Genomic DNA, 21,980 nt, shown 5'->3' with positions numbered 1-21,980 from the left:
GAGGCGCCCCAGATTCGCGTTCTGACTCGCAAAGAACGGGAAATGGCGTACAGCCTTGTCAAGGGGGCATACCTGACTTTGTCCACGGCGAAGGCCGGCAGCAGACTGCGATGACGTATTTCACCTGCCTTAACTGCCATGAAATCCTCCGGACACATTCCAAAGCTCGCCATCACGCTCACCGCACTGGCGGCTCAGGCCCTCTGTGTGCAGGCCATTGCGCAGACGCAAGCCGCCCAGCTTGAGCGCGTCGAAGTCACCGGTACCAACATCAAGCGCATTTCGCGCGAGACCGAATCGCCCATCGACGTCATCACGGCCAAGGACATCCAGGCCAGCGGCGCCCGCACGGCGCTGGAAGTGATGAAGTTGATCCCGGCGATCGGCAACGACGGCTACAACGACACGGCCACGCAGAACGGCTTCTCTCGCGGCGTCGCAACGGTTTCGCTGCGCAACCAGACCGCCACGTCCACGCTGGTGCTGATCAACGGTCGCCGCATGACGCCGTCGGCCTACGCCAATCCGAACAACGGCACGACCACGCTGTACGACCTGAACTCGATCCCGGTGTCGGCGATCGACCGCATCGAAGTGCTGAAGGACGGCGCGTCCGCCGTCTATGGCTCTGACGCGATGGCCGGCGTGATCAACTTCATCACGCGCAAGGACTACCAAGGCTTCCAGGTCAAAGTCCTGGCCGCAGCCAACGATGCCGGCGAATACAAGCGCCAGACCGTCAGCGCCACGGCCGGTTTCGGCGATTTCGCAACCACGGGCTACAACGTCTTCGTAGGCATCGACTTCACCCACAAGGGCCGCAGCATGGTCGGCGACTCGACCGACGAAGATATCCAGGCGGCCGACTACCGTGCCATCAACCTGCGCCGCAACCCCTACGGCAGCTTCCTCTACAACAACCAGCCCTGGTTCATCAAGGAAAATGGCGCTACCGGCTCGCGCAGCTTCCCGCAGACCGCCGCAGTGCCTGCGACCAACACGGTCAACAACTCGTCCTGTTCGGACGCCGAGAAGATCGTTGGCGAAACCGCTCGCTACAACATCACGACCAACCACCTGCTCGGCCGCACCTTCTGCAACTACAACCTCGACCAGTTCGCCGAGATGCAGAGCCCGGGTGATGATCTGAACCTGCTGGGGCGCGGCACCGCCAAGCTCGGCGGGACCGTGGAAGGCTTCGCCGAGTTCATGTACAGCCGCAGCAAGCGCCAGTACCTCGGCGCGCCGCGCACCATCAACGGCCTGAGCCCGTCCAACAACTTCAACGGCACCGGCTTGGCCGCGAGCTTCCAGCCTATCCTGGAAGTCGGCCACCCCGACAACCCATTCCCAACTGCCCGCGCTGCTGTGCAGTTGCGCTTCCCCAGCGCCCCGGGCGGCTTCGATCTGACAAACACCGGCACGCGTGCGCTGGCCGGCGTGCGTGGCACCGTCGGTGCCGACATCGATTGGGAATCCGGCCTGCTGTGGAACAAATCGGACCGCGACGAGTACTACTACGGCTTCCTGCGCCTGCCGGTGCTGCGCCAGATGCTGGGCACCGCCTTTGGCGGCACGAACCGCTCGCTGGCCTCGATCGCGGCTGACCCGGACCTGTCGCGCCCGCTGCTCAACAGCGGCTCGGCCGAAGTGCTGCAATGGGATGCCAAGGCCAGCACCACGTTCGGCAAGCTGCCTGGCGGTGCCATCGGCCTGGCAGGCGGTATCGAGATTCGCCGCGAAGCCATCGATATCAAGCCGGATCCCGAGAACGCCGCCGGCAACGTCCTGGGCCTGGCTAACACGGCCGTGAAGGGCTCCCGCGTCGTCAAGTCGGCCTTCGTCGAAGTCGTCGCCCCGGTGCTCAAGGGCCTGGAGTTGAACCTCGCCGGGCGCGTCGACAAGTACCCGACGCTGAAGACCAACTTTGTGCCGAAGTTTGGTGTCAAGTGGCAGGCGCTGGACACGCTGGCCTTCCGCAGCAGCTATTCCGAAGGCTTCCGCGCCCCGTCGGTGTCGCAGGTGAGCCCTGGCGGTGCCCAGTTCTTCCTGAACAACCTGCGTGACCCGGTCCGCTGCAACACCGAAGCCACACCGCCTGTGCCGAAGCCGGGCGCCGAAACCGCCGACTGCGCCAAGAGCGTGGCCGGCCTGGGCGGCGGCAACCCGACCCTGAAGCCCGAGAACTCGTACAACACCTCGGCGGGCCTGATCTTCAGCCCGACCACCGGCGTGGACCTCGTGCTCGGTTATTGGAAGATCCGCAAGAACAACGAAGTGGCCCTGACCGACGGCCAGTCCGTGATCGATCATCCGGAGGCCTATCCGCCCGGCACGGTGGTTCGTGACACCAACCCGAACCTGCTGCTGAACGGCGTGGCCGGCACCGGCCCGCTGCTGACCGTGTCCACGCCCTGGGTCAACCAGGGCACGACGATGACCTCGGGTATCGACTTCGAGGCCCGAGTGGCGGCCACCGTGATGGACGGCGTACGCTGGACCAACTCGCTGAATGGCCAGTACACGCTGAAATACGAGCGCATCGAGCACCCCGGGTACGCCAAGAACAATCTGGTGGGCACCCGCGGTGGTCTTGCCGACTGGTCGACTTCGGCGCCCGACGTGCCACGCTTGAAGATGCGCTTTACGTCAGCGTTCGAAAGTGGCTCGCACACGCTGAGCGGCGCGATGAACTACGTCAGCGGCCTGTCCTTCATCCGCCAGATGGACGGCACCAACATCCCGGCCGCCGGCAACACGCCCGCTGTCGTGCCGCTGTACTACTCGGGCACGACCTGCCATTACGGTGGCGCGTTGAACGACCAGAACCTGTTCAGCCGCGCCGTGCTGGGTGTCGCACCCACCGCAACCAACGGCCGCGACCTCTACATCAACCGCTACCCGAGCTGCTCGATGTCCAAGTGGATCACTTTCGATGTGGGCTACACGTACCGGGGCTTCAAGGATCTGACGCTGAGCCTGAACATCCAGAACTTCACCGACGAGAAGGCTCCTTACGATCCCATCGGCGCGACGGGGTCGCAGCTGGGCTACAACACCGGCCTGCACAACCCGTACGGCCGCTACTTCACGGTGTCGGCAAACTACAAGTTCTGGTGATCCAGACGCTGCTTCGCAGCAAGCACGAAGGGCACCGCGAGGTGCCCTTTCTTTTTTGGCAAAGCCACCAACGCGGGCGCGGCTTCCCATGACATACCGCCCCCTGTTTGCGGGTGTCGCCTCAGCTGACAGTGACGTCCCTCGCTGCATGCGGGCGTCGTTGTCGGCCCAGGGGAAAAGGGCTATGGCGCGAAGTTTGCAAGTCCTTGATCATTTATTCGTCGGGACCTGCATCATGAAAGCTCTTCGGCATTTCCTCGCCACTGCTCTCGTCGCAGGCACCGCGCTTGCCCAGGCCAATCCGGTCTACTGGACCGACTGGCAGAGCAACAATCCCAACGCCGCCGGCTTCCAGGGCAATGGCGTCATCACGACGACCACCTCGACGGTCAATGTGACCTACACCAACCGCCAGGGCATCGGCTTCTACGACACCGGCAGCGGCTTCGACTACTGGGCCGCCGGCAACCCCTACACCAGCAGCGTCGTCGACAACCGCCCCACGGGCTCGGACCAGATCGCACTGGCCTACGCCGGCTCCCAGACCCTGCATTTCTCGCAGGCCGTCGCCAACCCGGTGTTCGCCTTCATCAGCCTGAACGGCAACGGCTACGGCTTCGACCAGGACTTCGACATCCTCAGCGTCGGCTGCGGCTACTGGGGCTGCGGCAATGTGACCAAGAACGTCATCGACCATGGCGGCGGCGTGTTCGAGTACCAGCTCATCGGCACGGGCGAACCCCATGGCGCCATCCGCTTCAAGGGCAGCTTCGACACCGTCACCTGGAACAGTTTGACCAACGAGTTCTGGAACGGCTTCACGGTCGGCGTGCAGGGCACGGCGGTCGAAGTCTTCGGCGTGCCCGAGCCCACGGGCCTGGCGCTGACTGGCCTGGCACTGGCGCTGGCAGCCGGCGCGCGCCGCCGCCGCAGCTGAAGCGCCCGAAACCCGGAAATCGGCGGTCCACGGGGCCGCCGTTTGCATTTCCGGGCCGCCTGGAAACCCCCTCGGCTGGACAGCGAAACCCTAATTGCGGCCGCAAATTCAACACGGCCCCAAATCTTTCCAACCAGTAATGAATCGGATCCGACGCGGATATTCCCGCGCGCCCGAATCGCCCCGTTTCCGTCACCAAGCTGACGAATGTAAAGGTTTCCATTGACAGTTTCCGGACGGCAGTCCCGATCGCGCTGACGCGGGCGCCACGCATCGCCTTGCTGCGCTTCTGCCCAACCCAAGTGTTGGACTGCTGCAACGGCACGGTCAAGAACTGGTTAAGCGACGGACTTGTTAAATCAGTGATGACCCTAGGTCGGCGCCCTGACCCCAGCCCGAAGGGGGTCGTATCCCTAACATGAAGTTTCGAGCCTGATGGCCGCGCCGCCCCACCCGGGTGGGGCTGGGCTCGAAACACCCCTTTGACGGACCATTTATGCCCACGCCTTTCTCCCATTTCAAACCTGCCCGCAAACCCATTGCGCTCGCAGTCCTTGGTTTGATCCTGGCGCAGCACGCTGCTGCGCAACAAACCCCGGCCGACGACAACAAGTCGACTCCCGCTGCAGAAACTGCCGCTCAGAAAACTGAGCCGCAAAAGCTGGAAACGGTCTTCGTCACTTCCGGCTCCCGCATCAAGCGCGACAACTACAGCACCGCAGCCCCGCTGCTGGTCGTGAAGTCCGAAGACGCCGCACTGGCCGGCTACAGCTCCACCACCCAGATCCTGCAGGGCACGGCCGTCACCGGCGGCCAGGGCCAGGTCAACAATGCCTTCGGTGGCTACGTCACCGACGGCGGCCCGGGCGCCAACACCATCGGCCTGCGCGGCTTCGCCCCGACGCGTTCGCTGGTGCTGCTGAACGGCCGCCGCATGTCGCCTTCGGGCACGCGCGGCTCCGTCGGTGCCGCCGACCTGAACACGCTGCCCAACTCCATCGTCGACCGCATCGAAGTGCTGAAGGACGGCGCATCGTCCATCTACGGCTCCGACGCCGTGGCCGGTGTGATCAACATCATCACCAAGAAGGACCTGACCTCCATCACCGTGGATGGCTCGATGTCCCGCACGGTGGACGGCGGTGCCAACACCTACAACTTCTCCGTTGCCGGTGGCCTGGTGACGGACCGCACGCGCTTCCTGGCCTCGTACAACTACAACGAGCTGAGCAGCATGACGCTGGCCCAGCGTGACTGGACCACCTGCAATACCGACTACCGCCGCACCAGCGTCAACGGCGTGGTGGGCGAGTGGGGCAGCAGCGACACCATCGACCCGCTGACGGGCAAGGCCAAGTGCTACCCCATCACGGGCACGGGCTCCAACGGCGTCACCATCAACACCATCGGCACCAACACCATGACCGGTGTCGGCGCCGTCAACGCGACGGGCACGAGCTTCAACCGCTGGCGTCCGAACTCGGCCGTCACGACGGGCCTGGTGGGCTTCGAAGGCGTGGGCGGTGGCCAGACCACCAACACCAATATCCGCGACACCTTCGATCCGCGCACGCTGAACCGCACGCTGATCTCGCCGGTGCGCAACCACAACCTCTACGCACAGGGCGGCGTCGACCTGCAGGCCCTGGGTGATGCCGAGCTGTACTACGAAGTGCTGCTGAACCGCCGCGAGTCCTCGCAGGTCGGCTATCGCCAGCTGTCGCTGGACTACATCAAGGGCAGCCCCCTGATCCCGTCCAACCTGGCCTCCAGCACCTTCTCGGGCCCGGTCAACACCAGCAACGGCCAGAACGTCGGCGTGCGCGCCTTCATCGGCTTCGGCAACGACAGCAGCAGCCAGAACGTGGACTTCGTGCGCACGGCCGTCGGCCTGCGCGGCGCCATCCCGGCCATCAACTGGGACTACGACGCGTCGTGGACCCACGCCGAAAGCCGTGGCAGCTACAACCAGCAATCCTTCCTGACCGACCGTCTGGCCAACAGCCTGAACGTGGTCGCCAGCGGCAGCGGCTTCGCCTGCGCGAATGGCGCCGCCGGTTGCGTGGCCGCGCCCAAGCTGACCTCCGCCGTCATCGGCGGCCAGCTGCCGCAGGCCTGGGTCGACTACGTCTGGCAGAACGTCACGGGCCTGACCAAGTACAAGGAAGACGTCGTGACCGCCTCGGTCACGGGTTCGCTGTTCAAGCTGCCCTACGGTGAAGTGAAGGCCGCCTTCGGCGCCGAGTTCCGCAGCAACAAGATCGACGACACGCCGTCGCTCGATTCGCAGAACAACAACCTGTACAACCTGACCTCGTCCACGCCGACGCGCGGTAGCGACAAGGCCACGGACTTCTTCGGCGAGCTGGAAATCCCGGTGCTGAAGAACGTGCCCCTGGCCAAGGAACTGACGCTGAACGCCTCGACGCGTTACGCCGACTACAAATCCTATGGCTCGGACTCGACGTACAAGTTCGGCGCCGTCTGGGCTCCCGCCAGCTGGATCTCGCTGCGTGGCACCAACGGCACCTCCTACCGCGCCCCGGCGCTGTATGAGCAGTTCCTTGGCGCCACCACCGGCTTCCTGAGCAGCGCCGGTGACCCCTGCAACAGCTGGGACGATCCGGCCAAGGCCGGCACGCCCCGCGCCAAGAACTGCGCCGCCGAAGGCCTGCCCGCGGGCTACCAGGCCACGTCCAGCATCACCGTCGTCAACTCCGGCGGCCGCGCTGCCGGCCTGAAGGCCGAGACGTCCAAGAACGCCTCCTGGGGCATCGTGCTGCAGCCCACCCTGCCGACCGGCATGGGCTCGCTGTCGCTGGCCGTCGACCGCTTCGACCTGAAGGTGGACAACGGCGTGTCGCGCGCCGGCACGGGCGCCATCCTGCAGCGCTGCTACGACGATCCGCAGTTCCGCCAGGGTGGCGGCTTCTGCCGTCTGGTCAACGCTCGCAACCCCACCTCCAACGCACTGACGGTGAACGACAGCTATGTGAACCTGGCCACGGACATCGTCCGCGGCTTCGATTACACGGCCCAGTACACCAACGAGATCGGCACCGGCAAGCTGAAGGTGGACCTGTCGCTGACGCAGTACAAGTCGCAGGCCAGCAAGCTGTTCGCCGAAGACGCGCTGGATGACACCAACGGCAACGTCGGCACGCCGAAGTGGTCGGGTCAGCTGGACGTCAAGTACACGCTGAAGAACTGGAGCGTCTTCTACGGCCTGGAGTGGATCGACAAGACGTCGAGCTACGCCTACTACGAGGAAGATCCGGCGACCAGCCGCTTCAAGCTGAACACGCCGGCCTACTTCCTGCACTCGATGTCGCTGACCTACAGCGACACCGTGAGCAAGTGGAAGGCCACCGTCGGCGTGCGCAACCTGATGGACAAGAAGCCCCCGACGATTTCCTCGGGCGTCTACAACCTCGTGGGCAACGCACCGCTGTACAGCGGCTATGACTACATGGGCCGCCGCGTCTTCGTGAACGTCTCGAAGACCTTCTGATCGATCTGACGGTCTGATGCCCTGGCAACTGCGGTTGCCAGGGCTTTTCTTTAGGTGCCACACCCATGAAAACCTGCTTGAACAAGATGGGCCGGCTGCTTGCGATCGCAGCCGCCGTCGCCCTGTCCCAGCCGGCCCTGGCCGCCGATGCGCCGCCCCCGATCCGTGTCCCCAGCGTCGAGACGCTGGCGCAGTTCCCGGGCATGACGGGCTTCCGCATCTCGCCCGACGGCAAGCACATGATTGCCGTCCAGAGCCAGGGCGACAACCGCAGCATCCTGGTCTGGAAGCTGGCCGACCTCGCGGCCAAGCCGACCGTGATCGGCGCCAAGAACATGCAGATCAGCAGCGCCTCGTTCCTGAAGAACGACATGCTGCAGGTCACGATGACGCAGCCCTACGACTGGCGTGGGGACGAGATCACCAAGACCTTCATCTCCAAGCTGTTGTTCACCGACCTCGAGGGCAAGAACTGGATCGAGCCGACGGTGTCGGGCGACGTGCCCCGCTCCGAGGCTGCCAAGAAGGTCGCCGCGCTGGCCAACCCGACGGTGCTCAACCGGCTGCTGTCCGACCCCGACAACATCATCATCCAAAGCGGCTCGCGCACCGAAGGCCGCGACATCTACCGCTACAACCTGCGCACGGCCAAGACCTCGCGCATCATGCGGCTCGGCGAGACCGACAACACCGTGCGCGTGAACGACGCCGGGCAAGCCTGGGAAAAGTCGCGCGCGGGCATCGACGGCGATGGCGCGTTCATCGCCATTGACCTGCGGGGCGCGGATGGCGAATGGGTCGAGCACTTCCGCAGCTACGTCAAGAACCGCGACGTCGTGGACGTCGTCGCCCCCGGGGGAAAGCCCGGGACGGCCGTCATCCGCAGCAACGTGGGGCGTGAGTTCACCGGGCTGTACGAGTACGACATCGCGACCCGCAAGATCGGCGCTACGCTGTTCGAGCACAAGTATTTCGACGCCACCGGCGTGCGCAGTGCCCGCGACGACGGCGCACCGGGCCCGGATGGCTTCGAGGGCTTCGCCTACGACGGCTATCTGGGCGGCGACGATCACTGGGAAAACCCCGGATTCGACGCGGCCGTACGCGGCGTCACGCAGGCGCTGGGCATCAAGCAGGTCAGTCAAGAGCTGACGAACGTGGCCAGCGGCGAACGCGCGACGATCAAGGCTTCCGACGGCGTGCAGGTGCGCTTGGTATCCCACGTCGGCGGCGCCTATCTGATCCGCGTCAGCGGCCTGACCTACCCCACCGAGCACTATCTGCTGCGCGGCCAGAGCATCCAGTTGCTGGCCAAGGAGTACCCCGAGGTCGACAAGCGTGCGCTGGGCACGGCTCGCTTCGTCTACTACAAGGCCCGTGACGGCCTCAACATCCCGGCCTACCTGACGGTGCCCAATCCGCAGCTGTGCGGCCCGGGCCCATACGCCACCGTCATCCATCCGCACGGCGGCCCATGGGCGCGTGACACGATGGACTACGACCGCTCGGGCTGGGTGCCGCTGTTGGTGTCGCAGTGCCGCGTCGTGCTACAGCCGCAGTTCCGCGGCTCGGCGGGCTGGGGCCGCACGCTCTGGTACGCCGGCGACCGCGAGTGGGGCCAGAAGATGCAGGACGACAAGGACGACGGCGCCAAGTGGCTGGTCAGCGAGAAGCTGGCCGACCCCAAGCGCATCGCCATGTTCGGCTTCTCCTATGGCGGCTACTCGGCGTTTGCCGCTGCGGTGCGGCCCAACGGCCTGTACAAATGCGCCATCGCCGGTGCCGGCGTGTCCGACATCGAGCGCATCGGCGCGCGCCTGTTCACCAACCCCTTCTTCCAGTCGGCCCAGGAGCCCACCATGCGTGGCCTGAATCCGCTCGCGAAGGCCGACAAGATCGAGATTCCGATCATGGTCTACCACGGCGACCGGGACCAGACCGTGCCGCTGATCCAGTCGGAACTCTTCGTCGACAAGGCCAAGGCCGCCGGCAAGCCCGTGGAATATCACGTGCTGCAGGACTACGCCCACGGCCCGGCCTGGACGCGCAAGACCAATGCCGATCAGCTGAACCTGATCAGCAGCTATCTGGCAACGGGCTGCGGCAAGGGCGGCCTCTGATAGCCTGACCCGCGTGCCAAGAAAAAACGGCGGCCCGAGGGCCGCCGTTTCCGTTGCGGCCTGGCTTACAGGCAGCAGGCCATCAGTTGCTGCATGCAGCAGGCCAGGTCGCCGCAACAGTTCTTGGCGGCGAAGGCGACGGCCGAGGCCGACAGCAGGGCGACCGCAGCAGCGGCGCGGATCAGTTTCGTTTTCATGGATGTCCTTTGAAGTTGGATGACCGAAGTGAAGACGCCCGCGCCTAGTCGGGCGGCGTCCAGATCTCGTCAATCCAATCGGCAAAGGCCACGATCAGCGCCACCGGGCCAAGGCAGGCCGGGGCGGTGGTGAACTGCACCGGCTCGAGCGCGGGCAGTGCCGCAGGGCTGCTGGCGCACAGCGCGCAGACGGCGACGCAGGCCGGCATCGCATCGCAGCCGCCCTGCTCGCAGCAGGGCTGGCTGGCGCGCGCCAGCGGCACCAGGGCCAGGCCGGCGAGCAGCATCAGCACGAGGGCGAAGCGGCGCAGCATGGGTGGACTCTAGCGCCGCAGCCTCAGACCTTCATGGAGAAGGGGTTGAAGTTGGTGCCGCGGTCGTAATGGTCTTCGCCCTCGACGCGCTTCAGGAAAGCCACGACCTTGGCCGTCAGCGGGTACATGACGGCCTCCCAGATGGTCTTGAAAAGATATTGGGTGACGATGACGGCGAAGAGCTGGTCGTTGGGCCAGATGCCGTAGAAGGCGATCAGGAAGAAGACGCCGGTGTCGACGAGCTGGCCGACGACGGTGGAGCCGACGATGCGCGCCCACAGGAAGCGACCGGCCGTTGCGATCTTCATCTTGGCCAGCACGAAGCTGTTGGCAAAGCTGCCGCAGGCGAAGGCGATCATGGAGCCGGCCACGATGCGCCAGGTGTTGCCAAAGACGGCGTCCAGGTGCGGCTGGTAGGCCGCCATGAAGTCGTTCTGCGCCGGCGGCAGGTTGACGACGACGAAGGCCATGAAGGCCGAGAACACCAGCGCGCCGAAGCCGGCCCAGACAACGCGGCGGTCGCGCCCATAGCCGTAGACCTCGGTCAGGATGTCGCCAAAGATGTAGCTGATCGGAAAGAAGAACAGGTCGGCGCCGAAGGTGACCGTGCCGATGACCGGCAGCGTCAGCTGGGCCGCCTTGGCCGCGCCGATCAGGTTGGAGCACAGCAGCACGCAAACGAAGGCCGCCATGATCAAGTCGTAGTACTTGAAGCTGCGGGGCGCTGATGGGGTCATGGGGCTCCTCCTGTTGGAGCCGGCATTGTCAGCGCGCGCCGGTGAGGCGCAAGAGCGTCTGGTGCAGCTTGGGCGTGTCGATGGGCTTGGTCAGGAAGTCGTTCATGCCCGCCGCGAAGGCGTCGTCGCGCTCGGAGATCAGCGCCGCCGCCGTCAGCGCGACGATGGGCAGCTCCGACGCCTTGAAGTGCTTGCGCAGCTCGCGCGTCGCGTCATGCCCGCCCATGACGGGCATCTGCACGTCCATCAGCACGATGTCGAAGGGCTTGCCGACGCTGGCCGCGGCCAGCACGGCCTCGATGGCCTGGCGGCCGTCGCTGGCCTGGGCGACCTCCATGCCCCATTGCTCGAGCTGGGCCACGGCAATGAGCATGTTGACCGGGTGGTCTTCGGCGATCAGCACGCGCCGGCCGTGCAGGGCCTCGTGGGCCGCGCTCTGCGCGCGCGTCTCGCGCGGCTGGTGGGCCATGGGCGCCGGCGCGGCGGGCAGGGGCAATTCGGCCCAGAAGGCCGAGCCCTCGCCCGGTGCGCTGTTGACGCCGACCTCGCCGCCCATCAGCGTGGCGAGCTCGCGGCAGATGGACAGGCCCAGACCCGTGCCGCCGAAGCGCCGCGTCGTCGACTCGTCGGCCTGGGTGAAGGGCTGGAAGAGGCGGCCCTGCTGCTCGAGCGCGATGCCGGGGCCGGTGTCGCGCACCTCGACATGCACCCATTCGCCGGCGCTGCCGCGCGCGTTGGCGGGCAGGGCGCGCACGCTGACGGTGACGCCACCGGTCTCGGTGAACTTCAGCGCGTTGGTCAGGTAGTTGGACAGGATCTGGCGCGTGCGCAGCGGGTCGCCGAAGACCCAGCTCGGCAGGGCCGGGTCGATCTCGACGGCAAAGGTCAGGCCGCGCGCCTGCGCCAGCGTCAGATAGGCCAGGCGGATGGAGCCGAGCAGCTCGCGCAGCGAGAAGGGCTGGGTCTCCAGCGTCAGGCGGCCGGCCTCGATCTTGGACAGGTCGAGGATGTCGGAGATCAGGCCGGACAGGCTCTCGGCGCTGTCCATCATCTGGTTCAGGTAGTCGCGCCGCTGCTCCGGCGAGATGTCGGGCTGCTGGGCCAGCCGGCCGAGGCCGAGCAGGCCGTTGAGCGGCGTGCGGATCTCGTGGCTGGTGTTGGCCAGGAAGGCGCTCTTGGCGCGGCTGGCGGCCTGGGCCTCGTCCTTGGCGTGGGCGAGCTGGTCCTCGACGCGGCGGCGCTCGGTGACGTCCTCGATGATCCAGATGGTGCCGCCGCGGCTGGGGTGGGCGGTGTCGACCACCTGGGCCAGCAGGCGGGCCAGGAAGGTGGAGCCGTCGCGGCGGCGCATGGTGCGCTCGGCCTCGACCTGCTCGCCGTTGGCCAGGCGCGGCCCCAGGTCGCGGCCGACGGACTGCCAGTCTTCGACGCTGGGCCAGACGACGCTGCCATGCTGGCCGATCAAGGCGCCGCGCTCCCAGCCGAACATGGCCTCGACGCGCGGGTTGGCCAGCACGAACTGCTGGTCGCGCGTGAGGGCAATGCCGATGGACGCGTTCTCGAGGATGGCACCGTGCACGAGGCGGGTGCGTTCGCTCTCCGACACGTCGCGCGCATACAGCACGAGGTAGTTCTGCCCGTCCATCTCGAAGGGCGCGACCGACACCAGCATGGAGACGGCGCTGCCGTCCTTGCGGCGGAAGCTGATGGGCACATTGCTGGCGATGCCGTCACGGCGGATGGATTCGCGCACGGCCGTGCGGTCGGCCGCGTTGTGCCAGATGCCGATCTCCTCGGACGTGCGGCCCAGCACCTCGGTGCTGTTCCAGCCGGTCAGGGATTCGAAGGCCTTGTTGACCATCGCGTAGCGGCCGCTCTCGGCCTCGGTCAACGTGATGAGGTCGGGGCTGGTGGCGACGAGATGGGACAGCAGGCCTTCACTGCGGCGCAGCGCGTCCTGGGCCCGGCTCTGCTCGGTCTGGTCGGTGAAGAAGGTCAGCGTGGCCGGGCCGCTGGCCGTCTCGACCCGCACGCTGGTGGCCTGCACGAGGCGGCGGCGGCGCGACAGCGTGCGCAGCCGGTACTCGGCCATGGGCTGCATGGCGCCCGGGGCCATGCCTTCCAGGCGCGCGGCCTGCTGGCGGGCCGTCTCGTCGTCGCCCGGCTCGTAGTGGCTGAACAGGTCCTGGCCGATCATGCTGGAGCGCTGCGCATAGCCGAACATGGCCATGGCGGCGGGGTTGGCGTCGACGACGCGGCCCCAGCGGTGCAGCACCAGCGGGCTGGGCGAGCGGCGGAACAACTCGCGGTAGCGTGTCTCGGTGGCCTGCACGGTCTGCTCGGCGGCCACTTCGCCCGTCACGTCACGGCCCACGCCCCAGTAGCCGCGGAAATTGCCCTGCGCGTCGAAGCGCGGCTCGCCGCTGATCGAGACCCAGCGCGGGTTGCCGTCGACGCCGACGCGGCGCGCCACCATGCCGTGGAAGGGCCGGTGCGATTCGAGGTCGGCACGGTGGGCATCGAGCTCATCGTCGTTCAGCCCCATGCCGTCGAGTTCCCAGGGCGTCTTGCCGAGGCGGCAATTCAGGTCCAGGCCCGAGGCACCGGGTCTCTCCTCGGCGACATGGGTGAAGCGGAACTCGCGGTCCATCTCCCAGTACCAGTCCACCGCCATGCCGAGCAGGCCGCGAAAGCGCGCGGTGCGCTCGTCGGCCTCGGCAAGGGAGCGCTTGACCATCTTCAGCAGGCCCAGGCCCGCCACCAGGCCCGAGCCCAGCAGGCTGAACTGCACGATGGCCCGCAGCGCGAGGCTGGACGAGGCCATGGGATGGGTGGCCCAGCCCAGCGCCTCGCCAGCGCCCAGGCCGGCCAGGGCAAGCACCCCGAGAAGCGTCAACACGACGCCGGCGGACAGGCCCAGCAAGCCGGTCGCGAAGGCGACGACCAGGCTCATCAGCGGCAGGCTCAGCGACCACAGGCCGAGGTCGCGCGACACCGCGGCGGCCACCGGCAGGGCCAGCACCAGCGTCATCATGCCCAGTGCGATGAGAGGTTGCTCCTTGCGGCGCGGCGCGCGCGTCAGCACCGCCAGGCGCAGCAGGGCCAGCACCGCGATCAGCAGCGCCAGCGCCGCGGGCGGCCAGCCGTCCAGCCACTCACCGGGCTGGCGTGTGAACCACAGCAGGAAGGCCACCGGCACGAAGACCGGCCCGCAGGCCAGCAGGAAGACCCGCGAGGCCTGCCAGCGCATGCTGCTTTGCAAACGTTCCCGCTGCTCTTCGGCCGGTTCGGCGTGCCCGACGAGGCTGCTGAGTTCGTCGCCGGTCCGCCCCATGTTCAGGCGAGGGCTCTGCGGGTGGCTTCAGCGACGGCGCGGGCGCGCGCGGCGAAGTCGGCACCGCTGCTGGCGTAGAGGATGGCGCGCGAGGAGTTCACGGCCAGCGGCGCGCTGCGGCCGGCGGCCTGCACGACGGCGGCCGCATCGCCGCCCTGGGCGCCAATGCCGGGCACCAACAGGGGCAGCGTGGGCGCGAGCTCGCGCACGCGGGCGATCTCGCCGGGGTAGGTGGCACCGACGACGAGACCGAGCTGGCCGTTGCGGTTCCACTGCGTCTCGGCCAGATGGGCCAGGTGCTCGAACAGGCGCGGCTGGCCGGGCACGTCGGCCAGGCGCTGCATCTGCCAGTCGTCGCCGCCCTTGTTGGAGGTGCGGCACAGCAGGATGGCGCCCTTGCCCTCATAGGCGAGGTAGGGCTCGACGGAGTCGAAACCCATGAAGGGCGACAGCGTGACGGCGTCGGCCTGGTAGCGCACGAAGGCCTCGCGGGCGTACTGCTCGGCCGTGGAGCCGATGTCGCCGCGCTTGGCGTCGAGGATGACCGGCACGCCGGGCGCGACCTCGTGGATGTGTGAGATGAGGCGCTCGAGCTGAGCCTCCGCGCCGTGGGCGGCGAAGTAGGCGATCTGCGGCTTGAAGGCGCAGACGAGGTCCTTGGTGGCGTCGACGATGGCCGCGCAGAAATCGTAGAACTTCGACGCATCACCCGCCCAGGCACCCGGCAACCTGGACGGCTCCGGGTCGAGGCCGACACAGAGGCGCGATTGGGGAGTCAGGGCTTGGAGCTGGGCAACGAAGGTCATCAGTAAGCGGAGATGGGAATGGTGCGGGCGAGCACGAATTCTGCAAAAGCTTCGGCCGGCAGCGGCCGGCTGAACAGATAGCCCTGCACGGCCTGGCAGCCCTGGCGGCGCAGGAAGGCGAGCTGGCCCTCGGTCTCGACGCCTTCGGCCAGCGTCTGCAGGCCCAGGGCGCCGGCCATGCGGATGACGGCGTCGACGATGGCACGGTCTTCGGCGTCATCGGTCAGGTCGCGCACGAAGGACTGGTCGATCTTGAGCTTGCTGACGCGGAATTTCTTCAGATAGGACAGCGACGAATACCCGGTGCCGAAGTCGTCGATGGACAGATGCACGCCGCGGGCATGCAGCTCGTTCATGACGGTGATGGCGACGGCCGGGTTGTCCATGGCGGCGCCCTCGGTCAGCTCCAGCTCCAGGCGCTCGGCCGGCATGCCGACTTCATCGAGCACGCGACCGACGAGTTCGGGCAGGTCGTCATGGCGGAACTGCACGGCCGACAGATTGACGGCCATGGTCAGCTCGGGGAGGCCCGCGGCATCCCAGCGGCGCAACTGGCCCAGCGCCTCGCGCAGCACCCATTCGCCGATGGGCAGGATGAGGCCGGAGGTCTCGGCGACGGGAATGAATTCGGCCGGCGACACCCAGCCCAGCTCGGGATGGTTCCAGCGCAGCAGCGCCTCGGCGCCGACGATGTGGCTCTCGCCGCCAGCATCCAGCGCGAACTGCGGCTGGTAATGCAGGCTGAGCTGGTTGCGCTCCTGGGCGCGCCGCAATGCGTTCTCCAGCTGCAGCGTGCGGGCCGACTGGGCCTGCATCTCGCTCGTGAAGAAGCGGTAGGCGTTGCGGCCGTCCTTCTTGGCACGGTACATGGCCGCGTCGGCGCATTTGCACAGGGTGTCGAAATCGTCGCCGTCGGTCGGGAACATCGCGATGCCCATGGACGGCGTGACGGTCAGCTCCTGCTGGTCGACATGGAAGGGCGCACTGGCCAGCGCCATCAGCTTGGTGGCCAGGTGGGCCGCACCGGCGATGTCGGTCAGCGGCAGCACGAGGACGAATTCGTCGCCGCCCATGCGGGCCACGGTGTCCTGCTCGCGCACGGCGCCGCGCAGCCGGCCGGCCAGCTGGTTCAGCAGGCTGTCGCCGACGCGGTGGCCGAGGGAGTCGTTGACGTTCTTGAAGTGGTCCAGGTCGAGGAAGAGCACGGCCAGCGGCTCGTCGCCGCGGCGCGCGATGTCGATGGCCTGGCTGGCACGGTCGGCCAGCAGGTGGCGGTTGGGCAGGCCGGTCAAGCCGTCGAACAGCGCCAGGCGCTCGGCGCGGGCCTCGGCGGCCTGCTGCTCGGCCACCTTGAGCTCCAGCGCCGTGACGGTCTGGCTGAGCTGCTGGGTGCGCTGCTCGACCAGGGCCTCGAGCTGGGCCTTGGCCTGCACCAGCTCCAGCTCGGCCTGCTTGCGGGCGCTGATGTCCTGGGTGATCCAGATGGAGCCGCGCGACAGGTCGCTGCGGTCGATGGCCTTGCTGCGCACTTCGCAGTAGATGGAGCTGCCATCCTTGCGGGCCAGCAGCATCTCGGCATGGAAGGAGTCGCCGCGCGACAGCGGTTCATAGCAGAGGTCGCCGGCGGCCTTCCAGTCCTCGTCGCTCAGGTACCAGGCGCGCGACAGCTGGCCGTCGAGCTCGCCCGGCTCGTAGCCGAACAGCTGCTCGAAGGCGCGGTTGCAACGCGTCACGCGGCGGCCGCGCAGGAAGACGATGCCGACCATGGCGTGGTCGAAGATGAGCTGCTGCTCGGCGTGCAGGTCCTGCAGCGCGGCATCGGCCTGCTTGCGCTCGCTGATGTCGTCGACGATCCAGATCGAACCGTCGGCCGGATCGTCGGCATTGATGAGGCGGCCGGTCAGATGGGCCCAGAACAGCTCGCCGTTCTGGCGCCGCATCAGCTGCTCGCCGCGGAAGGTCTCGCCGGCGGCCAGCACCGGGTAGGCCCGGGCGCCCAGGCCGCGCGCGTCCTGCTCGGTTTCGTAGAGCTCGTGGCTGCTCTTGCCGACGGCCGCTTCCGGGCTGTCGAAGCCGTAGATCTCGGCGTAGCGCTGGTTGCAGCGCACCAGGGTGCGCGCCTTCACGAAGACGACACCGACGCCCGCGTTGGCCAGGATGACGTCCAGCTCGCGCAGCACTTGGCTGAGCGCAGGGTTGTCGCTGGAGTCGGGCGCGAGGCTCATGAAACGGCTATGCGGCGGCGGTGGTCTGACAGGCAGAAGGGGAGCGGAGCATGACCGGTTATTGTCTGGTCTCATGCACATCCTGGATACCGAACGCCTGTCGCTGCGTGAATTCACACCGCAAGACGCACCCTTCCTGCTCCGCCTTGTCAACGAACCGGGCTGGATACGCAACATCAACGACCCCGGCGTGCGCAGCGTCGAGGACGCCCTGGCCTGGGCCGAGGGGCGGCTCTTCAAGGCCTACCGGGAGCTCGGCCACGGCTTCTGGGCGCTGGAGCGCCGCGCGGACGGCGTGCTGGTCGGCATGTGCGGCCTGTTCAGGCGCCCCGCCCTGCCCGAGCCCGACCTCGGCTACGCGCTGCTGGCCGAGCACGAGGGCCAGGGCTATGCCGTCGAGGCCGCGCGCGCCTGCGTAGCCCACGCCAAGGCCGTACTGGGCTGGCCGGTGCTGATGGCCATCACGGCCGTCGACAACGAACCCAGCGTGGCATTGCTGGGCAAGCTGGGTTTCGTCGAGGGAGCTCAGGAGCAGCTCGAGGGCTACAACGAGCCCTCGAGGGTCTTCAAGCTCGTGCTCTGATCAGTTGAGGACAGAGCTACTCGCTGCGCTCGGGCGGTCTGTCCCGCAAAGCGTCTCTAATCGGTTGGGGACAGAGCTACTCGCTTGCGCTCGCTCGGTCTGTCCCGCAAAGCCATTAGATTCGCTTGGCCAGGTCTTGCGCCAGGCCCGTGTAGCTGCCCGGCGTCATCTTCAGCAGTCGCGCCTTCTCGGCCTTGGGCAGGTCCAGGCCCTCGATGAACGCGCGGATGGACTCCTGGGTGATGGCCTTGCCGCGCGTCAGCTCCTTGAGCTGCTCATAGGGGTTGGGCAGGCCGAAGCGGCGCATGACGGTCTGGATGGGTTCGGCCAGCACTTCCCAGGCGGCGTCGAGGTCGTCGGCAAGTGCGGTTTCGTTGAGTTCCAGCTTGCCCAGGCCCTTGGCCAGCGATTCATAGGCCAGCAACGCGTAGCCCAGGCCCACGCCCATGTTGCGCAGCACCGTGGAGTCGGTCAGGTCGCGCTGCCAGCGGCTCACGGGCAGCTTCTGGCTCAGGTGGGTCAGCACCGCGCTGGCGAGACCGAAGTTGCCTTCCGCGTTCTCGAAGTCGATGGGGTTGACCTTGTGCGGCATCGTCGAGCTGCCGATCTCGCCGGCCTTGGTGCGCTGCTTGAAATAGCCCAGCGAGATATAGCCCCAGACGTCACGCGACCAGTCGATCAGGATGGTGTTGGCGCGCGTGAAGGCGTCGAACAGCTCGGCCATGTAGTCGTGCGGCTCGATCTGGATGGTGTACGGGTTGAACGTGAGCTTCAGCTGCTTCTCGATGACGCCCTTGGAGAACTTCTCCCAGTCATGCTTGGGCCAGGCCGACAGATGGGCGTTGAAGTTGCCGACGGCGCCGTTCATCTTGGCCAGCGGCTTGACGGCCGCGATGCGGGCCCGCGCCGTCACGAGGCGGGCCACGACGTTGGCGATCTCCTTGCCCACCGTCGTCGGGCTGGCCGTCTGGCCATGCGTGCGCGACAGCATCGGCACGGCCGCGAACTGGTGGGCCATCTTGCGCAGCGTGGCGACGATGCCGTCCAGGGCCGGCAGCATGACCTCGTCGCGCGCGGCCTTCAGCATCAGCGCATGACTGGTGTTGTTGATGTCCTCGCTGGTGCAGGCGAAGTGCACGAACTCACTCGCGGCGAGCAGTTCGGGCTGGCCCTCGAAGCTGCGCTTGATCCAGTACTCGACGGCCTTGACGTCGTGGTTGGTCGTGCGCTCGATGGCCTTGATCTCCTCGGCATCGGCCTCGCTGAACTTCTTCACGAGGCGGCGCAGGCGCGAACGCGAGGCACTGGACAGCGGCTTGAACTCCTTGAAGCCGGCGTCGGACAGCGCGATGAACCACTCCACCTCGACCTGCACGCGGCGGTGCATCAGGCCGTACTCGGACAGCAGCGGGCGCAGGGCCGCGACCTTGGCGGCATAGCGGCCGTCCAGCGGCGAGAGGGCGCTGATGGCGGAGTATTCGGAAGTGGACATGGCGGGCCGGGCGGATCGTGGAAAACCCGCAATTCTAGGGAGGGTCTGCAAGGCCCCTGCGTGTCGCGGCGAGGTCTTTGCCGGATGCTGGGCCAGGCGCGGGCCGCCGCCCAGGCTTTTCTGCCTGGGGAAGGGTCGCAACGCCGACCAGCGCCGGCAAAGCCACGCCCCGAAGGGTTTGCGACATAACCGGCCCGCGCGGGTGTTGCCCCGCTCGCTGGGGCAGCAGCCCCAGTTTCGCAGCACGCCTACTCGCGGGCCGGTTCTGCCGCAAACGCGGCACCCAGCGGCCTTGCAGACCCTCCCGTTCAGCGCTCGCTGAAGAACCGCACCCGCTCTTCGTCAGCCGGATGGGTCGAGATCGCGATGGCCAAAGGGCTGTTTTCCACCGTCGCCTTGTGCTTCTCGGCCAGGCGCTTGAAGAAGGCTGCCATGCGCGCGGTGTCGGCGCCGCCGGCGCGCGCCAGCGCCCGGCCGTATTGGTCGGCCTCGCGCTCGTTGTCGCGCGAATAGGCATTGCCCGCCAGCACGGCCGGCGCGGAGGCCAGCAGGGCCGAGAAGTCGCCGACGATGACCGAGGCCACGATGCTGACCGCGCCGGCGCGCAGCATCAGCCGCAGGCCATGGCGGTGGCGCACATGGCCGATCTCGTGGGCCAGCACCGTCATCACCGCATCGGGCTCGTCGGCCAGCAGTTCCAGCAGTTCGTCGGTGATGACGATGTCGCCGCCGGGCAGTGCAAAGGCGTTCGGGCCCAGGGTCTTGCCGCCATCGCGGAAGTGGATCTCGAAGCGCTCGGGCAGGGTCGGCCCACCGCCGCTGCGCGCCCTCGCGACGGCGCTGTCCCAGCGCCCGCGCCAGGCCTGCTGCTGCGCGGCCGATAGCCGGCTGGGCCTGAGCCACTCGCCCTCCAGGCTGTTCAGCACATGCTCGCCGAGGCGGCGTTCGGCCGCCAGCGGCATGGCGTTGACCGCCGTGTCCACCGCCCAGGGCAGCCCCCAACGGTAGGCCGCGGCCAAGCCGGCCACCAGCAGCACCAGGGATAGCGCGGCCAGCCGCCAGCTCTGCTGCCAGCGCACGACGACGCTGTCGCCGCGGCCCGAAGCCTGCGCCCAGGCATCGAAGGCTGGCGCGTCGGCGAAGTTCAGCAGGCCGCCACCGGGCAACAGGATCTGCCGCTGGCCATGGCGCTGGCGCTCGGGCCAGGTGACGCCGGCCAGCGGTGCGCTCTGGTCGCCGAAGTGCAGCAGGCCGCCATCCAGCCAGGCCTCGACGGGCCTGGCACGGGCGCTGCGCCCATCGAACCAGTCGGCAGTGAGGCGGGGAGTGCTGTCCATCACAGGCCCATGTCGATGCCGAAGAAGTCGCCTGCGATGTCGCCGGTCGCATCCGCATGCCCATGCTGGCTGGCGGCCACCCAGTCGGCGGGGTCGTCATCGCAGCCGATGCTGACCGCTTCCAGGCGCAGCCGCGCCGTGGCGACGGCCGCGAAGGGGCGGTACAGGCTCAGCGTCAGCGCCGTCAGCAGCCAGTTCTTCAGCGTCAGCGTGAACAGCGAGCGGAACTTCAGCCGGCTCTTGAAGCCCAGCGCCTCGCTGCGTGTGCCATTCCACGCCAGGTTCTGCATGCGGGCCGCCCCGTAGGGAAAGACGGCGGCGAAGGTCAGCAGATAGCTGAGCGTGAGCCCGATGGTCACCAGCACGGCACCGGTGGCGCCGCGTCCGGTGCCTCCCATGGCCCGCGCCAGCACGAACATCACCGCCACGATCGTGCCGGCCACGGCCATCGCCAGCAGCGCGATGCCGACGGTCTTCAGCGACAGCAGATAGACCTTGGCCACCGACAGCTTCACGCGGCCATGCTGGCCGGCAATGCGATACCCGTTGTGCTGGTAGCGCTTGAACAGCGTCAGCGACCAGGGCGTGAACAGCATCATGCACAGCGCGCCGATGGAGTACAGCGCCATGCCCGGCGTGAAGCCGCCGCCGGCCTTGATGGCCTCGGGGTCCAGCGCCGACGCGCCGCCGACCAGGGCGATGGCCGGCAGATAGCTGGGTGCACAGCTCAGGTAGGCGTCACGCAATGAGCCGTCGAAGCGCATGCGCAGGCCGCGCCAGCTGGTGTTGCCCAGGCGGAACTGCAGCGAGGCCCGCCACAGCGCGGGCCAGACGGCGCACAGGATCAGGAAGGCGATGAAGGCCGCCGTGGTGGAGAAACGGCCCGCGCCGCTGTAGACCCCCATCAGCAGCACCAGCAGCAGGAAGCCGCGGAACATCTTCCACGGGTCACCATGGAAGCTCAGCGCCTGGCCGTCGACCAGCGTGTTGGCGTAGAAGTAGCGGATGCGCCTGGCCTTGGCAAAAGGCAGATAGAGCCCGAACGTGACCAGGGTGAGCAGCAGATTGACGGCCCAGATGCGGAAATATTCGCTGCCCGAACCCGTGAAGCGGATTTCGAGGACACGCGGCACGGGCGGCAACGGCGAAGGAGCCGCGTCGGCGGCGGCATTGATGTCGAGCATGAGCACTCCCTGGATGATGGCCACCGTCTACTGCAGTGGGCCGGGCGACACTCTGGCGGCCCGGGGCCGGGCTGGCAACCCCT

The 21,980-nt window shown here is 67.4% G+C and carries 14 protein-coding genes; 5 read left to right on the top strand and 9 right to left on the bottom strand.

All coding sequences use genetic code 11. From position 1 onward, the window contains the following. Positions 1 to 138 precede the first annotated feature (138 nt). The 4 genes from AC1D2H_RS13875 to AC1D2H_RS13860 all read left to right on the top strand — a co-directional run bounded on the left by AC1D2H_RS13875 (position 139) and on the right by AC1D2H_RS13860 (position 9,688). Entirely contained in the window at positions 139 to 3,120 is a 2,982-nt protein-coding gene (locus AC1D2H_RS13875) for a TonB-dependent receptor plug domain-containing protein (RefSeq protein ID WP_478011367.1), read from the top strand. A 235-nt stretch (positions 3,121 to 3,355) separates the two neighbouring features. Beyond that, positions 3,356 to 4,057, top strand: coding sequence for a PEP-CTERM sorting domain-containing protein (locus AC1D2H_RS13870; RefSeq protein ID WP_478011366.1), 702 nt, complete (start codon positions 3,356 to 3,358; stop codon positions 4,055 to 4,057). Between the two features lie 496 nt (positions 4,058 to 4,553). Then, positions 4,554 to 7,568: a TonB-dependent receptor domain-containing protein gene (locus tag AC1D2H_RS13865; protein WP_477931600.1), complete on the top strand. Its 3,015-nt coding sequence runs from the start codon at positions 4,554 to 4,556 to the stop codon at positions 7,566 to 7,568. A gap of 65 nt (positions 7,569 to 7,633) precedes the next feature. Beyond that, entirely contained in the window at positions 7,634 to 9,688 is a 2,055-nt protein-coding gene (locus AC1D2H_RS13860) for an alpha/beta hydrolase family protein (protein WP_478011365.1), read from the top strand. 65 nt (positions 9,689 to 9,753) lie between these two features. Here AC1D2H_RS13860 and AC1D2H_RS13855 read toward each other — a convergent pair whose 3' ends face one another. Genes AC1D2H_RS13855 through AC1D2H_RS13830 form a run of 6 tightly spaced genes read right to left on the bottom strand, consistent with a single transcriptional unit; the run spans position 9,754 to position 17,301 of the window. Further along, entirely contained in the window at positions 9,754 to 9,885 is a 132-nt protein-coding gene (locus tag AC1D2H_RS13855; RefSeq protein WP_478011364.1) for a hypothetical protein, read from the bottom strand. A 44-nt stretch (positions 9,886 to 9,929) separates the two neighbouring features. Further along, complete coding sequence (locus AC1D2H_RS13850) at positions 9,930 to 10,199, bottom strand: hypothetical protein (RefSeq protein ID WP_478011363.1); 270 nt, start codon at positions 10,197 to 10,199, stop codon at positions 9,930 to 9,932. A 23-nt stretch (positions 10,200 to 10,222) separates the two neighbouring features. Beyond that, complete coding sequence (locus tag AC1D2H_RS13845; protein WP_477931604.1) at positions 10,223 to 10,936, bottom strand: queuosine precursor transporter; 714 nt, start codon at positions 10,934 to 10,936, stop codon at positions 10,223 to 10,225. A 28-nt stretch (positions 10,937 to 10,964) separates the two neighbouring features. Further along, positions 10,965 to 14,270 carry a PAS domain S-box protein gene (locus AC1D2H_RS13840; protein WP_478011362.1) on the bottom strand — a complete coding sequence of 1,102 codons (3,306 nt, stop codon included), beginning with the start codon at positions 14,268 to 14,270 and terminating at the stop codon, positions 10,965 to 10,967. Between the two features lie 2 nt (positions 14,271 to 14,272). Beyond that, positions 14,273 to 15,076 (bottom strand): orotidine-5'-phosphate decarboxylase, encoded by an 804-nt coding sequence (pyrF, locus tag AC1D2H_RS13835; protein WP_478011361.1) that lies wholly within the window; start codon positions 15,074 to 15,076, stop codon positions 14,273 to 14,275. Continuing rightward, positions 15,076 to 17,301: a putative bifunctional diguanylate cyclase/phosphodiesterase gene (locus AC1D2H_RS13830; protein ID WP_477931607.1), complete on the bottom strand. Its 2,226-nt coding sequence runs from the start codon at positions 17,299 to 17,301 to the stop codon at positions 15,076 to 15,078. The genes pyrF and AC1D2H_RS13830 overlap by 1 nt, the downstream gene beginning before the upstream one ends. Positions 17,302 to 17,374: 73 nt before the next feature. On the opposite strand from AC1D2H_RS13830, the gene AC1D2H_RS13825 reads away from it, so the two are divergent. Further along, complete coding sequence (locus AC1D2H_RS13825) at positions 17,375 to 17,884, top strand: GNAT family N-acetyltransferase (RefSeq protein ID WP_477931608.1); 510 nt, start codon at positions 17,375 to 17,377, stop codon at positions 17,882 to 17,884. 115 nt (positions 17,885 to 17,999) lie between these two features. On the opposite strand, the gene purB is transcribed toward AC1D2H_RS13825, so the two are convergent. From purB to AC1D2H_RS13810, 3 genes are all read right to left on the bottom strand, one after another. Continuing rightward, entirely contained in the window at positions 18,000 to 19,376 is a 1,377-nt protein-coding gene (gene purB, locus AC1D2H_RS13820; RefSeq protein ID WP_478011360.1) for an adenylosuccinate lyase, read from the bottom strand. A 308-nt stretch (positions 19,377 to 19,684) separates the two neighbouring features. Beyond that, the gene (locus AC1D2H_RS13815; RefSeq protein ID WP_478011359.1) at positions 19,685 to 20,713 is read right to left on the bottom strand and encodes a M48 family metallopeptidase; all 1,029 of its coding nucleotides are present in this window, start codon (positions 20,711 to 20,713) and stop codon (positions 19,685 to 19,687) included. Beyond that, the gene (locus AC1D2H_RS13810) at positions 20,713 to 21,897 is read right to left on the bottom strand and encodes a YjgN family protein (protein ID WP_478011358.1); all 1,185 of its coding nucleotides are present in this window, start codon (positions 21,895 to 21,897) and stop codon (positions 20,713 to 20,715) included. Before AC1D2H_RS13810 ends, AC1D2H_RS13815 begins: the two co-directional genes overlap by 1 nt. Positions 21,898 to 21,980 lie beyond the last annotated feature (83 nt).

Source organism: Roseateles sp. P1_C1_2, from assembly GCF_056406535.1.
The sequence above is the reverse complement of the archived record's forward strand: the minus strand, read 5'-3'. Positions and strand labels throughout refer to the sequence as shown.